Source organism: Paenibacillus lycopersici, assembly GCF_010119935.1.
GTDB lineage: Bacteria > Bacillota > Bacilli > Paenibacillales > Paenibacillaceae > Paenibacillus_Z > Paenibacillus_Z lycopersici.
Genome location: NZ_CP048209.1, coordinates 87,051 through 104,980, shown reverse-complemented (window position 1 = coordinate 104,980; position 17,930 = coordinate 87,051). Strand labels below are relative to the sequence as shown.

General features: G+C 52.8%; 18 protein-coding genes, 1 pseudogene and 1 riboswitch. Of the genes and pseudogenes, 11 read left to right on the top strand and 8 right to left on the bottom strand.

Annotated elements, in window-relative coordinates:
* Positions 1-99 precede the first annotated feature (99 nt).
* Positions 100-1,002 (bottom strand): LysR family transcriptional regulator, encoded by a 903-nt coding sequence (locus tag GXP70_RS00475; RefSeq protein ID WP_162354677.1) that lies wholly within the window; start codon positions 1,000-1,002, stop codon positions 100-102.
* A 164-nt stretch (positions 1,003-1,166) separates the two neighbouring features.
* Between GXP70_RS00475 and GXP70_RS00470 the strand changes: the two genes are divergently transcribed.
* Together GXP70_RS00470 and GXP70_RS00465 are read left to right on the top strand one after the other, a co-directional pair.
* Positions 1,167-2,357: a YbfB/YjiJ family MFS transporter gene (locus GXP70_RS00470; RefSeq protein WP_225442613.1), complete on the top strand. Its 1,191-nt coding sequence runs from the start codon at positions 1,167-1,169 to the stop codon at positions 2,355-2,357.
* Positions 2,358-2,447: 90 nt separating this feature from the next.
* Positions 2,448-3,263 (top strand): alpha/beta fold hydrolase, encoded by an 816-nt coding sequence (locus GXP70_RS00465; RefSeq protein ID WP_162354676.1) that lies wholly within the window; start codon positions 2,448-2,450, stop codon positions 3,261-3,263.
* A gap of 363 nt (positions 3,264-3,626) precedes the next feature.
* Here the strand turns inward: GXP70_RS00465 and GXP70_RS00460 are convergent, their stop codons facing one another.
* Complete coding sequence (locus GXP70_RS00460; RefSeq protein WP_162354675.1) at positions 3,627-4,082, bottom strand: hypothetical protein; 456 nt, start codon at positions 4,080-4,082, stop codon at positions 3,627-3,629.
* A gap of 172 nt (positions 4,083-4,254) precedes the next feature.
* Between GXP70_RS00460 and GXP70_RS00455 the strand changes: the two genes are divergently transcribed.
* Both GXP70_RS00455 and GXP70_RS00450 read left to right on the top strand, forming a co-directional pair.
* Complete coding sequence (locus tag GXP70_RS00455) at positions 4,255-5,202, top strand: helix-turn-helix transcriptional regulator (RefSeq protein WP_162354674.1); 948 nt, start codon at positions 4,255-4,257, stop codon at positions 5,200-5,202.
* Positions 5,203-5,269: 67 nt separating this feature from the next.
* Positions 5,270-5,854 carry a DinB family protein gene (locus GXP70_RS00450; RefSeq protein WP_162354673.1) on the top strand — a complete coding sequence of 195 codons (585 nt, stop codon included), beginning with the start codon at positions 5,270-5,272 and terminating at the stop codon, positions 5,852-5,854.
* 133 nt (positions 5,855-5,987) lie between these two features.
* On the opposite strand, the gene GXP70_RS00445 is transcribed toward GXP70_RS00450, so the two are convergent.
* Positions 5,988-6,836, bottom strand: coding sequence for an SDR family oxidoreductase (locus GXP70_RS00445; protein WP_225442612.1), 849 nt, complete (start codon positions 6,834-6,836; stop codon positions 5,988-5,990).
* Positions 6,837-7,030: 194 nt separating this feature from the next.
* Here GXP70_RS00445 and GXP70_RS00440 point away from each other — a divergent pair.
* Positions 7,031-7,162, top strand: a pseudogene (locus tag GXP70_RS00440) (NAD(P)-dependent oxidoreductase); the annotation flags it as partial.
* 23 nt (positions 7,163-7,185) lie between these two features.
* On the opposite strand, the gene GXP70_RS00435 reads toward GXP70_RS00440, so the two are convergent.
* Together GXP70_RS00435 and GXP70_RS00430 are read right to left on the bottom strand one after the other, a co-directional pair.
* Complete coding sequence (locus GXP70_RS00435; RefSeq protein WP_162354671.1) at positions 7,186-8,187, bottom strand: NADP-dependent oxidoreductase; 1,002 nt, start codon at positions 8,185-8,187, stop codon at positions 7,186-7,188.
* Between the two features lie 90 nt (positions 8,188-8,277).
* Complete coding sequence (locus GXP70_RS00430) at positions 8,278-8,598, bottom strand: ArsR/SmtB family transcription factor (RefSeq protein ID WP_162354670.1); 321 nt, start codon at positions 8,596-8,598, stop codon at positions 8,278-8,280.
* Positions 8,599-8,792: 194 nt separating this feature from the next.
* Between GXP70_RS00430 and GXP70_RS00425 the strand changes: the two genes are divergently transcribed.
* Genes GXP70_RS00425 through GXP70_RS00415 form a run of 3 tightly spaced genes read left to right on the top strand, consistent with a single transcriptional unit; the run spans position 8,793 to position 10,661 of the window.
* Positions 8,793-9,647 carry an ABC transporter ATP-binding protein gene (locus tag GXP70_RS00425; RefSeq protein WP_162354669.1) on the top strand — a complete coding sequence of 285 codons (855 nt, stop codon included), beginning with the start codon at positions 8,793-8,795 and terminating at the stop codon, positions 9,645-9,647.
* The gene (locus GXP70_RS00420; protein WP_162354668.1) at positions 9,640-10,296 is read left to right on the top strand and encodes an ABC-2 transporter permease; all 657 of its coding nucleotides are present in this window, start codon (positions 9,640-9,642) and stop codon (positions 10,294-10,296) included. The genes GXP70_RS00425 and GXP70_RS00420 overlap by 8 nt, the downstream gene beginning before the upstream one ends.
* Positions 10,293-10,661 (top strand): GntR family transcriptional regulator, encoded by a 369-nt coding sequence (locus tag GXP70_RS00415; protein ID WP_162354667.1) that lies wholly within the window; start codon positions 10,293-10,295, stop codon positions 10,659-10,661. Before GXP70_RS00420 ends, GXP70_RS00415 begins: the two co-directional genes overlap by 4 nt.
* 43 nt (positions 10,662-10,704) lie before the next feature.
* Here the strand turns inward: GXP70_RS00415 and GXP70_RS00410 are convergent, their stop codons facing one another.
* Positions 10,705-11,556, bottom strand: a complete 852-nt coding sequence (locus GXP70_RS00410; protein WP_162354666.1) for an AraC family transcriptional regulator — start codon at positions 11,554-11,556, stop codon at positions 10,705-10,707.
* Positions 11,557-11,686: 130 nt separating this feature from the next.
* Between GXP70_RS00410 and GXP70_RS00405 the strand changes: the two genes are divergently transcribed.
* On the top strand, positions 11,687-12,766 hold the full coding sequence (locus GXP70_RS00405; protein WP_225442611.1) for a Gfo/Idh/MocA family protein: 1,080 nt from the start codon (positions 11,687-11,689) through the stop codon (positions 12,764-12,766).
* Between the two features lie 75 nt (positions 12,767-12,841).
* Positions 12,842-13,047: riboswitch (cobalamin riboswitch) on the top strand.
* 199 nt (positions 13,048-13,246) lie between these two features.
* A complete protein-coding gene (locus GXP70_RS00400; protein WP_162354664.1) occupies positions 13,247-14,188 on the top strand; it encodes a LysR family transcriptional regulator in 942 nt (313 codons plus the stop codon).
* A 17-nt stretch (positions 14,189-14,205) separates the two neighbouring features.
* Here GXP70_RS00400 and metE read toward each other — a convergent pair whose 3' ends face one another.
* Both metE and GXP70_RS00390 read right to left on the bottom strand, forming a co-directional pair.
* Positions 14,206-16,479 carry a 5-methyltetrahydropteroyltriglutamate--homocysteine S-methyltransferase gene (metE, locus tag GXP70_RS00395; protein ID WP_162354663.1) on the bottom strand — a complete coding sequence of 758 codons (2,274 nt, stop codon included), beginning with the start codon at positions 16,477-16,479 and terminating at the stop codon, positions 14,206-14,208.
* A 195-nt stretch (positions 16,480-16,674) separates the two neighbouring features.
* Positions 16,675-17,373 carry an SDR family NAD(P)-dependent oxidoreductase gene (locus GXP70_RS00390; protein WP_162360236.1) on the bottom strand — a complete coding sequence of 233 codons (699 nt, stop codon included), beginning with the start codon at positions 17,371-17,373 and terminating at the stop codon, positions 16,675-16,677.
* 125 nt (positions 17,374-17,498) lie between these two features.
* Here GXP70_RS00390 and GXP70_RS00385 point away from each other — a divergent pair, with 125 nt between their 5' ends.
* Positions 17,499-17,930 carry a MarR family winged helix-turn-helix transcriptional regulator gene (locus GXP70_RS00385; protein WP_162354662.1) on the top strand — a complete coding sequence of 144 codons (432 nt, stop codon included), beginning with the start codon at positions 17,499-17,501 and terminating at the stop codon, positions 17,928-17,930.

The following is a 17,930-nucleotide window of genomic DNA, read 5'->3' as shown; positions in this document are numbered from 1 at the left end:
GGACAATGGGAAAGCCCCTTCCGCCGTTGGATCAGCAGAAGGGGCTTGATAAGCAATAGTATTCTTCAACGAATAGGAAATCCTCTCATTTTTGCTTTGCTAAAGATTTTGCTCGATAGATACAGGCATGCAGGCGTCTTTGATAGCGTCCATTAATAATAACGACGCCTTTCCTAAGAACTTTTTATCTCTACATACAATGCCTACGCCGAGTACGGGGTCCAGGTCGACGAAGGGTCTAATGACCGAGGAGCCCTCGAGTTCCAATCCGCTGTAAATCGGAACAATACCCACGCCCAATCCTGCTTTCACCAGCTGTTGAATCACGAAGAAGCTTCCAACCTCGACGCAAGTGAAAGCGTGCTGACCGGTTGGACGGAACGTCGTCTCCCAGAGCTCCCGATAGATGCAATTCGATTCTTTGACCAGCACGGTTAGTCCCGCGAGGGCGCTCGCCGTGATGCCATCCCGATCGGCTAAGGGATGATTCACATTCACCATAACCCCTAGTCTCTCCTCGATTAGCGGCTCAAATTCGAGCAGGAGATTCGTAGACGGGGCCGAGCATATGCCGAAGTCCAATTCGCCGGCTCGAACCTTGTCGATGATCGATTTGCTCCCGCTCACCTCCATGGTTAACTCCACGTTCGGACGCGTCTTGTAAAAGTCGGCTATCACGGCCGCCAGCCTCTGGCTTGCGATGGGCTCGATGGCGGCGAAACGAACGGCGCCTTCATCACCCGACGCGATATCGTAGACGGTCTGCCTGATGACGCCGATCGACTTCAGCAAAGCCGATGCTTCATGCTGGAGCCATTGGCCGGCTTCGGTCACGATCACGCGCTTGCCGTCGCGCACGAATAAAGCAACGCCCAGATCCGCTTCAAGGCGCTGAATCTGAAGGGTAACCGTAGACGGGGCATATTGGAGTTCCTCGGCAGCCTTCTGAAAATGACCCAGACGCACGCAAGCCTCGAATGTTTTCAATGCTCGAAGATCCATGGTTATCACCCCTTGTTTAAGAAATATGAACAATCCATTCATTTAATTCAATTTTACAAAACTTCCCCATAAATTTACACTAGAGATATCAAATTATTTTAGGGGGAGATGGGAGAATAGGTACGAAATCTGCATTCAACCGGGTTACGCTGTGGGCATCGCTTTTGTTTGCTGTCATTCTCGGCTTCTCGCGTCTCTCTTATGGGATGTTCTTGCCGGGGATAAAGAGGGAGATTGGGGGGAGCTACAGTCTGCTGGGCATATTGGGCACGGTCAATTTTATTGGGTATTTGATCGGAACATTATGTCTTCCGCCTCTCGTCTCACGGTTCCCGGAGCGCAAGCATGTCATCAATCGAATGACGTGTCTCCTGCTCGGATTGGCTATGATCGGCTCGGCGTTTAGTCATCATTTGGCAGAGCTCGGGCTATGGCGGTTCGTCATTGGCTTATTCTCGGCTTTCGCGACAGTGTTAGTCCTGTCCATCGCGTTGGATGTTGTTCGACCGGCGGAAAGAGGCGTGGCGTCGGGTCTAATATGGCTAGGCGGTTCCGCCGGCATTCTCATGACGGGATTATTCGCCCCCTTCATCATAGATCCTTCGCGCTTGGAGGGCTGGCGATATGCGTGGATGGCTATGGGCGTGTTTGGCGTAATTGCCGCGATCGGTTTCGAGCTCGTCACTGGAGACCGGGTATCCGCGCCTATGTCCTCGCCAAAGGAATCGGAAACGCGAGACCAAGAACGCGTAAATGTGTACCGTCTCCTGTTGCATCCGAAGAAGCTGTTGTTCCTAACCGGTTCTTACTTCTTCTTCGGTTCAGGCTACATCATCTATTTCACGTATTTGATTCCTTATCTGGTGAGTCAGGGCATTCCGTCTCTCTATGCCGGGTTGATCTGGTCCGGTATAGGATTTGCGGGTTTATTCAACGGATGGCTCGGAGGGAAAGCCATCGACCGCTGGCCAAGCGGCTATACGCTTGCAACGGGGTTAGCATTGGGGACGATCGGCGTGATTGGCGTAACCGCCAATCATATGATTGTTACGGCATTGGGCGCCGTTACGATAGGGTTGGTCTCCTTTATTACGCCTCCGCTGATGACGACCGCGCTGCTGCGACGTCATGTCCCGCATCATGCCTATACGGCATGCCTCAGCTTAGCCACTGCCTTTTTTGCTTCCGGGCAGATAATAGGTCCCATCATCGGGGGCGTTGCGGTTGAAAGGCATGGCTTGCAATCCGGCGTCGCTTCCAGTGCGATCTTTATGGCGATAGCCGCTTTGCTGGCTGGCGTGCATGGACAACGATATCGAAGGCCTGCAGATCAGGGTGTTCCTGTCGGTGACTAGAAGATGTACAACGGCGACAACAGCTTTTACCATTGCCGATCAAATGGGCTCGATTGAACCTCGAATAGAATAAATAGGAGTGATGACAAGATGCTGAATTCCGGTCATAACGGCGCGGCAGCAAGGAAATACTTTCATTCGGGCCATGTTCGGCTTTCCTACCTTGATTATGGCGGAGATAGCGAGAAAGTGCTCGTTATGCTGCATGGGTATATGGCGAATGCGAGATCATTCTCCAAGCTGGCCGCGCGTTTCGGAGATTGGCGGGTGATTGCAATGGATCAACGCGGACACGGCTGGAGCGACCATTCATTCGAGAAGGAATACGCCAGGGATGATTACGTGGGGGATATTCTGAATCTGGTTCAGTCGGAGCTTGGAGGACGGCCGGTCACAATCTTGGGACATTCCCTAGGCGGGTTGAATGCCTACCAGTTCGCGGCCCGTTATCCTGAATTGGTGAATGCCATTATCGTCGAGGATATCGGCGCGGAGATTAACGCCGACTTCTCCTTTGCCGACAAGCTGCCCTTCCGATCGGCTTCCTTACAGGAGCTGAGAGAATCGCTTGCAAGCGCAGGGCTTAGAGCCATCGATTATTTCGCCGAAAGCGTGTTGGAGGATGAATCGGGATGGGGATTCCGAACGGATCTGAAGGGACTGCAAGTATCCGTTCCCCAATCTAATGGCATCTGGTGGGAGGACTGGTTAGCATCGAGCTGTCCGATCCTGCTGATTCACGGCGGGAAGAGCTTCATTCTGGGGACGGAACAAGCGAGAAGGATGGAAGCGAGCAGGCCCAATACCAAGCTGATCGTGTTCGAACAGTGCGGTCACGGTGTGCACTCCGATGATTTAGACGGATATTATCGGGCGGCAAACGATTTTCTTATGGAGCTGAACTAAGAGCACGAACAGATCCTGTTACCGCTTCGCCGGCATGGGACGGACAGCTGTAACCGTTTCGAACCAGCCGGCTTCATGACGGCTGGTTCACGGTGTGCCCGCCGATGCCAGGAAGCGGACAGGAGATCCGTTAATCGCGGCTTTATCGCGTTTTTTCATGTGCTCGCGGACAAGAGATCCTTTATATCGGCTGATCAGCATGTTTTCAATGTCATTCGGGGACATTAACGGATCCTGTGTCCGTTCGCTGCCCCAATAAGCCCGATTTCCCCTCAATAACGGATCCTCTGTCCGCCAGTCTTGGAGAGGGAATTTTACCTTTCAATAGATGCGGCATATGCGGCATCGAGCTTGCTCGACAGCCTATGCACCCGAATGGGCGCTTTTGATTTCTACACCTTGTTGTCCTCCCGCAGCTGATCCGCGAATCATGCCGATCAGTGCGCTTAGGTCCTCCTCCACCGAAAATTCGCGAATGATCGTTGTCGGCAAACCATCGGCCATGCGCCAGACGAAGTTGTACAGTGCGGGCTTTCCCTCCTTTACTCGACGAAGAACGACCGATCCGTGATCGTCATACACGGTCGTGGCCACGTACTGCACGTCTTCAGTCGTTCCGAGCGTCGATCCGCCACCATCCTTCAAGCGGCGAAAGGTCAGCATGAACTGTTCCTTCGTAATCGAGACGGTCTGCCCGATCTTGTCGGTCCGGATGTTAATGAAATCAGGTGCATAGGTCGCATCCAGCCTATCCAGGTCCAACACAGTCCCGGCTTGAAAATAGCCTTCCATTGCTTCGATTAACGAGTTGCTCTCCATGTTCATCTCTCCTTGGGTTCGATACGATTAATAACAACTTAGAACGCTTATGTGAACGGAAGATGAAGGGCAAACAAAGAAGGCCGCTGAGCAGCTACCGTCACGCGTAAACGCTGTGAGCCCTTCAAGCGATAGACCTAACTTTTTGAGACCGGAAAAGGAGGAGGAGGATGTGAACAAAACCGAGCGGATGTTGGCCATCGTCATTGAGCTGCAGCGCAAAGGCGTGCTCCGCGCAGAGGATTTGGCTGCCAAGTTCGAGACGAGTATCCGCACGATTTACCGTGACGTTCAAGCGCTAAGCGAAGCGGGCGTTCCGGTAGCGGGTGCGCCGGGGATAGGCTACTCCTTAATGGAGGGCTACTTTCTCCCTCCTGTCAGCTTCACGGCGGAGGAAGCGGTGGCGCTGCTCATCGGGGCGGACTTCGTCGAGATGAGGCTAGATGCCGAGTATGGCGCGAAGGCCCGCAGTTCGCAGGAGAAGATCGAGGCAGTTTTACCGGAGAACGTACGCGAGGAGACCGAACGGATCCGATCGGCGATTCGGCTGCTGAATGAGAGAGGGGGGAGAACGCGCAGGCTGGAAAAAGAAACGTTCGAGCAGTTGCGCCAAGCGATCCTGCGGAAGCGAAGGGTTCGTTTCCGCTACTCCAAAAACTTGCCGGACCCGGACGGCCATCGTCATAGCGAGCGAACGGTCGATCCTTACGGGCTCGTCTTCTCCCAAGGGGTGTGGATGCTTGTTGCGTTCTGCGGGCTGAGGCGCGACATCCGTCACTTTCGGTTATCTCGCATGAACGAGCTTGTCGTACTGGAGGATTCGTTCAGGATCGTTCCTGGATTTCGCTTTCAGAATCACCGGCCAATAGACGATCGGAATGTGACCGTCCGGATGTTGGTCGACCAAGCCGTTGCGGACCGGGTTCAGGAATCGGACAATTTCTATATGGAGTCGTTCGAGCCGGGGGAAGAAGGCTGGCTGGCGACATTCCGCGTCCGGCGGGTGGAGGACCTTCTTCAATGGACGCTCGGATGGGGCGCAGCGGTTCGTGTGCTGGAGCCGGAATCGCTGCGCGAACGGGTGCGCGAGGAAATCAAAAAAATGTTTGAACGCTACTGACAAACTGCTGTCAGCAGCGTTATAGTATGCTGGATTCAGCTTAAGCATAAAGGAGCTGGGTTCGGCAATGGATACGAAAGAAACGCTGCGTAAATTCGAGGAGACGGTCAGCGGGTATATTCGAGAATTGGATGGCACAAGTCTTGAGCAGCTGCTGTGGAAGCCGGCGGAAGACGAATGGTCGCTTGGCCAGATGTTCATGCATTTGATCCGTTCCGCGCAGTTGATGCAGTTGAGGAACGCCGCATTGTGCCTTGGACCGGACGGCGGCCCGGAAGTCTCAAGAGCGGGGAAGACGAAGCCGGGCGAGGATTTGTTCAAGACGGGGAGCTTCCCGCCGGATCGAATCCGAGTTCCCCCGTCCCCGCAATATACGCCGCCGCAGCCGGAAAGCAAGGAACAACTGGTCGACGGGCTGCGGGATACGGTACGCCGGATGGTCGAGATCGAACCGTTGATTGCATCGAAGTTTGCTCCGGTTACCCAAGTACGATTAGAACCCGGTAAGGGGATCGTTCGAAATACGGTTCTCCATCCGCGATTCGGGGGATTGAACGCGTTGGAATGGTTCCAACTGATCGAGATGCACTATCGCCATCACTTGCTCCAGAAGATGCGTCTGGACAACGCATGGAGGGAAGCGCACGGGTGAGCCTGGATGGCAAGCGGAATTGGGGCTATCGTGCGGTATACGCATTCTCGCCGGTGGGCAGAGATTAAGCCTGCATAAGGCACCTTCCGGGTATTCGTTTGATTGATATCGAATGAAGGATCATCGGCGCAGGTTACAGTCCCAGATGAAGCCTGCGCGTATTGTTCAATCCGTCGAGGCCGGTAGGATCTTGCGAGACCTTGTACTGCACGAACTGTTCGGCGCTGTCGGATGTGCGCAGACGCAGCGGCTTTTCATCCATTTGCATTAATTGCAGCATGACCTCCGCTACCGATTCAGGCGTCTGCGGAACGGTGGTACGCTTCGCGAAGGTATCCATGTAACGCTGGAGAATGGGCTTGTACTCATCCTCGAGAATGCCGCCGGTCTGCTGCAATTGACTCATGACGGTCTGCGTGAAGTTCGTAGCGATCGCGCCGGGCTCCAGAAGTGTAATGTCGATGTTGAACAGCGATTTATAGTAAGTGGCCAGGCTCTCCATCAGACCTTCTACAGCGAACTTGCTCGCGCAATAGATCTCGTTGAACGGTTGGCCGACCAATCCCCCCACGCTGGAGGTGACCACGATGTGGCCGGCAGAGGCCAGCCGAAGCAAAGGAAGCGCCGCGCGGATCGTATGCATGACGCCATGCACGTTCGTGTCGAACAGACGCTCGATGTCCGCTTGATCAGCTTGACCCAAGGCGCGCAAATAGCCGTATCCCGCATTGCAGAATAACACGTCCAGGCGTCCCTGCTCCCGATCGATCCGTGCGAACGCTTCGGCGAGGGATTGGGGGGACGTGACTTCCATCTCGACAACATGCAAATGCTCGATGCCGGCATACAGGGCTGTGTCGCGCTCGGGATGCCGCGTACCGGCGTAGACGATCCAGCCTTCCTCGGCAAATTTGCGGGCTGTCGCCAGACCGATGCCGGAAGAGGCTCCGGTAATCGCGATAATGTTGGCCAATGTACTCACTCCTTCGGTTTCCCTTGACCGTCAGATCAGATCAGAGCCGGACGTGCTCGTCCGATATCGTGCCGGCAGGGGATGTCAGAGCTATTATAGACGATATAGTCCGCAGAAAAAAATTCCCGCTAAGCTTCAGGGGTTCAAGAAAAAGCCCATGCCACTTGCGCACAAGAATACGCGATTCTCAGAAACAGCTCACCGATAATTTGCTCGTGAACGCGAAGGGCGAAAGCTACATCGGCTATGCCGACTATGCGATCTCCGTGTTGGACGAGATTGAACATCCGCGGCATGCGAACGAACGCTTCACAGCCGTGGGCGAAGCCGAATAGCAACGGAAGCGGGGATTTTCGCTTTACTTGATTCTAACGACTACCTTTCCTTTAGCTCGCCCGCTTTCAAGATATTTCAACGCTTGCGGCGCTTCCTCAAACTTAAATACCTGATCAATGACGGGAATAATGCGACCTGCTTCAATCCATTCCTTGATCTTGGTTAATTGCGTTCCGCTCGGTTTCATGAACAGGAAATGATAACTCGTCCGAGTTGCCCTCTCAAGGGCCGTAAGCTTACGACTGACGAGCGAGAGAAGGGCCGTCTTCCACCAACCGAGCCGTGTTTCTTGGCCGAATCTTGCGTTTGGCACGCCGGAGACGGAGACGATCTTTCCGTTCGGCTTCAGGACTCGAAATGATTTCTCCAAGGCCGCGCCCCCTAAAGTGTCAAATACGGCATCGTATCCCGAAAGCAGTTCTTCGAAATTCTCGTTCCGGTAATTAATGATTCGATCCGCGCCCAGCGATTTCACCAAATCATACCCTTTCTCGCTCACCGTAGTGGCGACATAAGCTCCCATTAATTTGGCCAGTTGGATGGCAAAGGATCCTACGCCGCCGGATCCGGCATGAATCAGAATCTTCTGGCCTTGTTGAAGGTTTAAAATATCGTAAAAGGCTTGATACGTCGTCAGTCCGACAAGCGGGATCGATGCGGCTTCTTCAAAGCTCAGGTTCCGCGGCTTCAGTGAGAGATCATCCCGATGAACGGCTATATAGTCGGCTAATGTCCCGATTCGGCCTTTACGGGGCCTTCCGTAAACTTCATCGCCGGGTTTGAACTCGTTCACCCGACCGCCTGCCTTGACGACAACGCCGGAGAAGTCGTTACCCAAGATTAAGGGGAAATCATACTTCAGCAGCAGCCTTGCTTTTCCTTCTTTTACTTTAAAATCGATCGGATTCAAGCTGGCTGCATGAATGGCGACCAAGACATCGTATTCGCCGATGACAGGCATGGGCCGTTCCGCCATTAGCAAGGGTACATCTTTCCCGTATTTCTCAATGATCATGGTTCTCATCTTTTATCGCTCCTATTATGATTATTCGTTTAAACATATAAACGTATATGAGAAAAATAAATCCGGCGGGTGAGTGCCAGATTGAGAAGATCAAGATGAGGTACACTGAGCTTCGACTGCCGCGATTAATGATTTGAGTTGCTCCAGCGGTTGGCGCAGCGTCACCGCGTAATAATTTTCCACGTTCTTTTTCTCGTAACTAACGAATCCGGATTGTTTCAGCACCTTCAAATGATGGGAGATGGCCGGCCTGGACAAATTGATTCGGTCCGCAATCGCGTTGACGTTAAGTCCGGATTTGTGCTGTGCCAGCAGCAGAATAATAGCTTGACGGTTCTCGTCTCTCAGTACGTCCAGTAAAGGAATACATGCTTTAAACTGCTGCATGATCTGCTCGATTTCCTGGCTCATTCGCTCCGCCCTTTCCGTTTATCCGTTTAATCGCGTAAACATAAGTATAACCATTTTGTTTTAAAAAACAAGCGTTACAGGCAGATCATCTAATGAAAAGATCCAGAATCATGTTATCGGCCAGTTGACTTTATGAGAAACACCGTGGTACATTGTGTATGCACAACATGCACAATTTAATGAGGAGGTACGATATGCTGGCATTAGACATTCGAAGCTTAACGAAGAGCTATCCTAACTTTCAGTTGAAGGACGTATCGTTTCAGCTGGAGAAGGGCTATATTATGGGCTTTATCGGTGCCAACGGCGCGGGGAAAACGACCACGATCAGATCCATCTTAAATATGATCCATATCGATGGCGGCGAAGTATGCATTCTGGGCAAGAACATCGCGGAGCACGAACTGGAATTGAAGCAGGAGATCGGCTACGCATTCGGCGGTGTCGAATACTATACGCGCAGCAAGATGAAGACGCTGACCGATGTCATCAAGAAGTTCTACGCGAATTGGAATGAGGACATCTATCGCAGCTATCTGAGAAGATTCAAGCTGGATGACAACAAGAAGATCGCCGAATTGTCAACGGGCATGAAAGTAAAGTACAGCTTGGCGCTTGCCCTGTCCCATGGCGCGAAGCTTCTCATCCTGGATGAACCGACAAGCGGGCTCGATCCGGTCGCAAGAGACGATTTGTTGGATATTTTTCAAGAACTCGTCCTTGACGGCGAGATCAGCATCCTATTCTCGACGCACATTACGTCCGACTTGGAGAAAGTCGCCGACTATATTACCTTCATTGAGAACGGGCGAATCATCGCCAGCGCGGAGAAACACGATTTCATGGAGTCTTATCGGTTACTTAGCGGCAGCCAGAGTCAGTTAGAGGAAGTGAAGGATAAGTTGATTTCCTGCAAAATCAATTCATTCGGCTTTACGGGATTGATCCATGCCGAAGACTTCGATCCATCCTCCACGATCAAAGCCGCCACGCCGAGTCTCGAGGAGATCATGATTTATTTCGCGAAAAAGGAGGATATCCATGTATAACTTGGTGATGAAGGATTTTAAGCTCGGAATCAATCCGTGGTTCTTGTTATTTCCTTTCGTAATCAACGCTTTAATGCTCGTTCCCGGTTGGCTCTATTTTATTATCCCGCTGTATTTCTGTATGATTACGATACCGAATATCTTTGGCGGACTGAGAACGCAGAACGACTTGCTGTTCACCACGATGATGCCCGTTACGAAGAAAGACATCGTGAGGGCAAGGGTGACCGTTATTGTCGTCATGGAATTATTGCACCTTGTCACGGCGATGATCTATGGGATGATTACGCTGCGCCTATACCCGCATCTGACCTACTACTTCTTCGCCCCGCATATGGGCTTCTGGGGACTATGCTTTGTCATGCTCGCGATTTTCAATCTGATCTTTATAGCCATGTATTACAAGACGGCGTATAAGTTCGGCGGGGCAGCGACCGCAGCCATTGCCGGCGCGACGCTGTTTGCCGGAGCTGCGCAATGGGTCGGCATCCAGAGCCCGTGGGTGAAGGATATCTTCAATGGTTCCGGCGCTGACAATACGGCGCTTCAATTATCCATTCTGATCGCGGGCATTGCGGTCTTCATTGCATTCACCATAATGGCCTGTCTCATTGCGGCAAGACGATTCCTGAAAGTGGAGATAATATGAATGTAGCCATCTCGAACTCATCTGAGAAACCGATTTATCAGCAGCTTTTCGAACAAATCAGCGCCCAAATTCTTAAAGGCGAGCTGGCAAGCGGCTATTGTCTGCCGCCCATCCGGCAGGCCGCCCTGGAGCTTGGGGTAAGCGTCATCACCGTCAAGAAGGCGTGGGAAGAGCTCGAGCGAAGCGGGTTGATCCATACCGTCACGGGGAAGGGGTGTTTCGTAGCCGAATTCACCGCGGAGGAAATGCGGCGAATACGCAACGAGATGGTTCGGAAGCAGATGGAGTACGATACCTTATACTATAAATCCTTCGGCCTCACCCTTGCGGAAGTGATTGAGATTATGCAAAAAATGTATGAATAGCCGGCCGGTATGCCGCACGCGAATGCAGGTCCCCTATAGTGGTTCAGCGAAAGGAAGACCACAGCTTCCGATACTGCAGCGGCGTCAATTGTTCGTGTTTCTTGAACATGACAATATAATGGCTCACGCTTTCGAAACCGACCTCTCTGGCGATTTGTTCGATCGAATAGGCCTGCTTGCCGATAAGCAGCGACTTGCTGGCGTTGATCCGCTCGCGAATGACGAATTCGATCGGCGAGCAGCTCATCCAGCGGCGGAACGAGCGGGAGAAATGGGATTTGCTCATGTTGACGCGACGCGCCAATGCCTCAACCGTGATTCGCTCGGCGTAATGCTGCCGCATGTACGACAAGGCAGGCTCCATCTGCTCGCCGTATTCGGACGCCGGTTCCGCATGCATTGGCGCCGAGCAGCCGGACACGAACAGCTCGGTCAGCAGCTGCGTGATCGCCAGCGAAGCTTGCGCCTCGAGATCCGGTTCGCCGCGGCGCATTCGCTCCAGCAGCCGCTCTTGCGCACGCATGTACGATCGCGGAACGCGCAACACCGGGCCGTGCCTTTCGTGGATCGCGTTAACGAACGGCCTGGCTCCCGGTCCGTCGAAATGAATCCAGCCGACGTCGAGCTGCTCCCCTGGAAGCGCTCCGTACTTCTGTGCGTCCATGCAATCGATCAGGAAGACGTCGCCCTCCTCCAACGCGTATTCCTTCCCGCCATAACGGATAAATCCCTTTCCGGCATAGGCGTATTGCAGCAAGAAGCTGTGCAGACCCGACCTGTCGATCAAGTAGTTATCTTCGTAATTCCACCTGCCGATATGCTGCACGTGCAGAAAAATCGTTTGCGCGAGCGGGCTTGGGGTATAGGCTCTCATCTCGTAGACGGCTTCGCTCATGGCGATCGCGCCTCCTTATAGCATGATTCTTATATTATTAAGCATAATATCGTCACCAATCAGGCGCTGTCAACGATTATAATAGGGCTGTAACGGTTCGATTACGATAATTCGGAGAGGATCAGCGCGAATGAGCAAATTAAGGATGGGTTACATTGGATGCGGTTTCATGGCACAGAAGGTGCATATTCCGAACATCCTGCTCTTGCAGGAAAGCTGTGAATTGGTCGCCATTGCGGAAGTGCGAAGCGAGCTTGGCAGAAAAGTGCAGCAGCGTTGGGGCATTCCGAAGCTATATCGCGATCATCTCGAACTGGCGGCCGACCCGTCGATCGAAGCAGTCGCGGTATCCGGGCATTACGCCAACCAGGGCGAAATTGCCATCGACTTGCTGCGGGCGGGGAAATACGTGTTCCTGGAGAAACCCATGGCGATCATGCTTGAGCAGGCGCAGCGGATCGTGGAAGCGGAGCGCGAGAGCGGTAAACGGCTTATGCTCGGCTACATGAAGCGCTTCGATGCCGGGAACCTGCTCGCCAAGGAGATGCTGGAAGGCTATCTGTCATCCGGAGAGATGGGTGCCGTCCGCTATATCCGCAACTCGGGCATCCTGAGCGAATGGACGGCCGGGCTCGACACGCCGATGGAGACGACGGACGAGCCGATGCCGCAGACGGACGTCCGCTGGCCGGACTGGCTTCCGGCCGAGCACCGGAACGCGTATATCGGCTATCTGCAGCAGTATACCCATAACGTCAACTTGCTCAGATGGCTGACGGGCGCGGGCGACCGGGTTCAGGTCGTATCCGCGAAGCTTGACGTACAGGCGAATTGGGGCGTTGTCGTGCTCGAGGTGAACGGCGTGACGGCAACCATCGAATCGGGCAGCTGCAGCGGGCACGAGTGGAACGAGCATACGACGATCTATATGGATGGCGGCTGGATTCGGCTGGACAGCCCGGTATTGCTGCTTCGGAACGTGCCTGCAGGGGTGGAGGTCTATGAGGGCTTCAAGCCGAATAAAGAGACGCGGAAGCTGTTTCCCGAGAACGGACGCACCTGGCCGTATAAGGAAGAGATGCGCCATTTTATCGAAGCGGTCCGGAACGATCTGCCTTTCGGCGCGCCGGCTGCAGACGCCGTGAACGACGTAAGAGTCCTCGAGGATATTTTCAAAAAACATTTGGAGTCGATGGCGAAGGCGCAGTGATGTCTGGCCGGCTCCATGGAGAACGACAGGAATCCAATTGTCGGGTATGATGTAGGTATAATTCGTTTGCTATCAACTGCATAATCGAGAACAGGTGTCTGATCGGCGAGCGTGCTTGCCGTTCTGACTTAACAGGGAAGTTCGGTGCAAGGCCGACGCGGTCCCGCCACTGTAACGGAGGAGCAAGCAGCTCAACCAGCCACTGATCGACATGGATCGGGAAGGCCGCTGCCGCGCGAGGATTCCGGAGCCAGGAGACCTGCCTGTTCTGACAGCACTGCTGTACCTACGGGAGATAGGGAGGTGTTAGATGAACCGTCATAAGGTGCGATTATGAAGGCGTCTTTCCCTATGTTCTCTCAGAGGGGAAGACGCCTTTTACCGTTGTGAGCATTTGCAACGAGTCAAGACGTGTATTTAAATGATAACAAGGACGCAACCGAGGCCTATGTAGGGGTCTACAAGTGAAGGGGTATTCCAATGACCTTGCAGCAATTGAAATATATTCTGACCATCGTTAGCTGCGGCTCGATCAGCGAAGCGGCGAAGAAGCTGTTTATTTCGCAGCCGAGCTTGTCCACCGCGGTGAAAGAAATCGAGATGGAAGCCGGTATTGAGATTTTCCTTCGATCGTCCAAGGGAATCGTGCTATCGAGCGACGGAGCGGAGTTCTTGTCCTACGCCAGGCAAGTCGTGGAGCAAGCCGAGCTTCTCGAGCAGCGGTACATGAACCGTAAGCCCTCGAAGAAGCTGTTCTCGATCTCGACACAGCATTACGCCTTCTCCGTGCAGGCTTTCGTCGGGCTGCTGAAGGAGCTGAACGTGGACGAGTACGAGTGCACGCTGCGCGAGACGCGTACCTACGAGATTATCGAAGACGTACGGAATATGAAGAGCGAGCTCGGCATCATCTATATGAGCGAGTTCAACCGAAAGGTCATTCAGAAGATATTAAAGGACAACGAGCTGCGGTTTCATCCGCTGTTCCAAGCGGAAGCGCATGTCTTCATCAGCGAGGAGCATCCGCTTGCCGCCAAGTCGCTGCTGGACATCGAGGATTTGGACGACTACCCGTGTTTGGCCTTTGAGCAAGGGGATTATAATTCCTTTTACTTCGCGGAGGAAATACTCAGCACGCGAACGTACAAGAAGAAGATACTGGTCAGTGACCGCGCCACGTTATTCAACCTGCTGATCGGGCTTAACGGCTATACGATTAGCTCGGGCGTGCTGAATAAGGATCTGAACGGGGAGCAAATCAAATCGGTACGACTTCGTACGGACGAGAACATACGGGTAGGCTACATCGTGAATCAGAAGGCGAGCTTGAGCCAGCTGGCCTCGGCCTATGTGGCGAAGCTCAAATCCGTCATTGCGGATTTCGGCTATCCGATCATAAACCAAGAGGATGAACTCGACTGAGTCCATCCTCTTGTGCGCTATTGCAGCGTTGCTCGGACTTCTTTGGCTGCCTGGACAAGGTTTTTCAAGCTGGCCCACGTTTCCGTGACGCCGCGCGTTTTAAGTCCGCAGTCCGGGTTGACCCACAGCTTGGACACTTCGATCTTGCCCAGCATGCGGTCAAGCCCTTGTTTAAGCTCGTCGATGCTAGGAATCCGAGGCGAGTGGATGTCGTATACGCCGGGGCCGACTTCAGTACGGAAGCCGCATTCGTTAATCGCATCGATGATGGCCAGATCCGAGCGCGACGCTTCGAACGTAATGACATCGGCGTCCATCGCATCGATATCGCGAATGATGTCGCTGAACTGGCTGTAGCACATATGGGTATGAATTTGCGTTTCGGCGTTAACGCCGCTGTGTACAAGCCTGAAGGCAGGAATCGCCCAGCTCAGGTATTCGCTCTGCCAGTCCGAATGACGCAGCGGCAGCTTCTCTCTCAGTGCGGCTTCGTCGATCTGGATAATCTCGATGCCGTTGGCTTCGAGATCGAGTACTTCGTCGCGAATCGCAAGACCGATCTGAAGAGCGCTTTCCCTCAGGCTGATATCTTCGCGAGGGAACGACCAGTTCAGGATCGTTACCGGACCCGTCAACATGCCTTTGACCAGCTTGTTGGTGCGGCTCTTCGCGAACGCCGAGTATTCGACGGTCATCGGCTTGCTGCGGCTAATGTCGCCCCAGACGACCGGCGGTTTCACGCAGCGCGTTCCGTAAGACTGCACCCAGGCGTTCTCTGTGAAAATAAAGCCATCCAAGCATTCGCCGAAGTATTCGACCATGTCATTGCGTTCGTACTCGCCATGGACAATAACGTCGAGTCCGATCTCTTCCTGCTGCGCGATGCACTCCGCGATCCGATCAAGGTTGAATTGCTTGTACTGCTCCTCGGTGATGCTGCCTTTCTTGAAGGCTGCGCGGTTGGCGCGGACTTCGGCGGTTTGCGGGAACGAGCCGATCGTTGTCGTAGGCAGCGGCGGCAGATTGAACTTCGCTTTCTGAATGGCTTCCCGCTCGGCGAACGCAGGCAATCTCGTGAAGTCGGTATCCGTCAAGGCTTCAACTCGCTTCTGCACCGAGTTGTCATTTGCAAGACGCGAGGCGCTGAACAGCTTCTCGTTCTCCGTATACAATGCGGAGGCTTCGGGACTCGCTTGCTCCAGGATCGACTTGAGTTCCCCGAGCTCGCGCAGCTTTTCTTCCGCGAACGCGAAATATTGCTTATTCGCCGCCGTCAGCTTCGATTCGTTCTTGATCGTGTAAGGGACATGAAGCAGCGAGCATGAAGTGCCGAGCACGACTTGGCCGGCATGCTTGCCGATCTCGCGAACGAGGGCGATCGTCTGCTTATAGTGGTTCTTCCAGATGTTCTTGCCGTTGATTACGCCGGCGAACAGCACCTTGTCGCTTGCGAAGCCATGCTTGCGCACGAGGTCCAGAGACTGCTTGCCCTCGACGAAGTCGATGCCGATCCCGTCGAACGGCAGCGCTTGAAGCGTCTGATAGCAGTCGCGAACGTCTCCGAAATACGTTTGCGCGACAACGTTTACGCTGCCTTTGGCGGATAGGATGCCGTTATAGAGCTCCGTGAACAGCGCAGTATCTTCCGCCGTCAAATCCGTTACCAAGGCAGGCTCGTCCAGTTGCAGCCATGCCGCGCCATGCGCGTTCAATTGGTCCAAGACAGCCGTATACGCTTCGACAACCGCAGGCACGAAATCCTTCGCTTTCTTCGACCCGGTGAATCTCGCGAGCTTGAGCAGGGTGAAGGCTCCGATCAGTACGGGCTTGGTTGCGATGCCGAGCTGCTTGGCTTCCGTAAATTCGTCGAACAGCTTCGATCCGGCCAGACGGATATTTGTCGTATCGTCGATTTCAGGCACCATGTAGTGATAGTTCGTGTTGAACCATTTCTTCATCGCCAGCGCTTTTACGTCGCCTTTGTCGCCTTGATAGCCTCTTGCCATGGCGAAGTACGTCTCCAGCGGGCTTAGGCCGAGCGCCTGGTATCTTGGCGGGACGATCCCAAGCAAGCAAGCCGTGTCGAGCAGTCCGTCGTAGAAGGAAAAATCGTTGGACGGAATGAAATCGACGCCGTTCTCCTGCTGAAGCTTCCAGTGTGCCGATCTAAGCCAAGCCGCGGTTTGCTGCAGCTCTTCGACGGGAAGCACGCCTTTGAAGTATTTTTCGGATGCGAATTTAAGCTCTCTAAGCGCGCCGACACGCGGATAGCCGATAATGGATGTTTTCAACGATAACAGCTCCTTACGCGATATGTTGGATTCATTATAGAGCGTGAAGGCTGCTATCGGTAAATACTTAAAAGCTATGTAGAAGCATAGCTTTTGGCTATAGTCTAGCTATGAAGCCTGAAGGCGCAGTTTTGGATCGGATCCTTCATTCGTATCTGTACCAAATGTTGGTGATCAATACGGAGTAAGGATGGGCTACCAGGGAATAATGCCTTCTCGATTCGAAAATGTCCCGGTCGGCCCGGTTTTATCGATGGCAGCCATTCTTACGACGGCGTCCGTCGCTTCTTGCATCGATTGAATCCCATGCTTGAACCGTTCCCCGGTGTTGGTTGGGCCCGGATCTATGGCGTTAATTTTTATAGCGGGAAGCGTTTTGGCATATTGCACGGTAAGCATGCCGACGGCTGCCTTGGATGAACAGTATGCAAGGGCGTTCACCTTGGACTCGATTTTGTCGGGATTCAACACTTGTCCGAACGAGCCAAGGCCGCTGCTTACATTTACGATGACAGGCGCCTCCGATCGCTTTAGCAAGGGGAGGAAATGATGCGTAACCCGGACGATTCCGAATACATTGGTATCATAGACGTGCAGCATCATGTCCGCTGTCAGATCCTCCGGCTTTGCATGCGGTCCAGGGATCCCCGCATTATTGATAAGCACATCGATCCGGCCTTCCTTGTGTTCGATTTCTTGGGCGGCTTTCTTGACCGACGCGTCATCCGTAACATCCAGAACAACATAGTCCACGCCCAAAGCTTCCGAAGCGATCTTTCCTTTGTTTTCATCGCGCGAGCTGATATACACTTTGTGTCCGAGCTCCTTCAAACGTCTGGCCGTCTCATACCCCAAACCCGTATTTCCGCCTGTTACCAATGTAACTTTCATCATCATCACGCTCCTTCTTGCTAAGAAGCGTACTACCTTCCGTAATTGTTGTCAATTTAATTGTTGTACTTTTAACTGTTTATTGGTTTAATCGTTATGGTATGATTTCTTAAAAAGGAGCAAGCATGATGATCAAGGGAACTAATTCTATTTCCGAGCAAATTCACCTTTTGCATATTTTGCAAAAGCATTATATTCATAAGCAGCTAAGCAAAATAGAGCTTAATGAGATACAAGCACGAACATTAAATTATGTATTAACGTATCCCGGGGTTATACAAAGAGATTTGGCCCAATATTTAGGGAAACAGAATGCCACAATTACCAATATTTTAAAAATTTTGGAGAAGAGGAAGTATATCAAACGCGAAATCACGGCAGGTAATGAAAGACAAAAGGAATTATATATTACCGAGGACGGGAAAAGGCAAGCCGAGTTCATCCAGCACATATTTTCGGATCTGGAGGACATTATATCAGGCGCCTTGCATGACCTGGAGAAGAGTAATGTAAAGGATGGCTTAAAAAAAATAAGCGATCATTTAAAGCGGCATACGTAA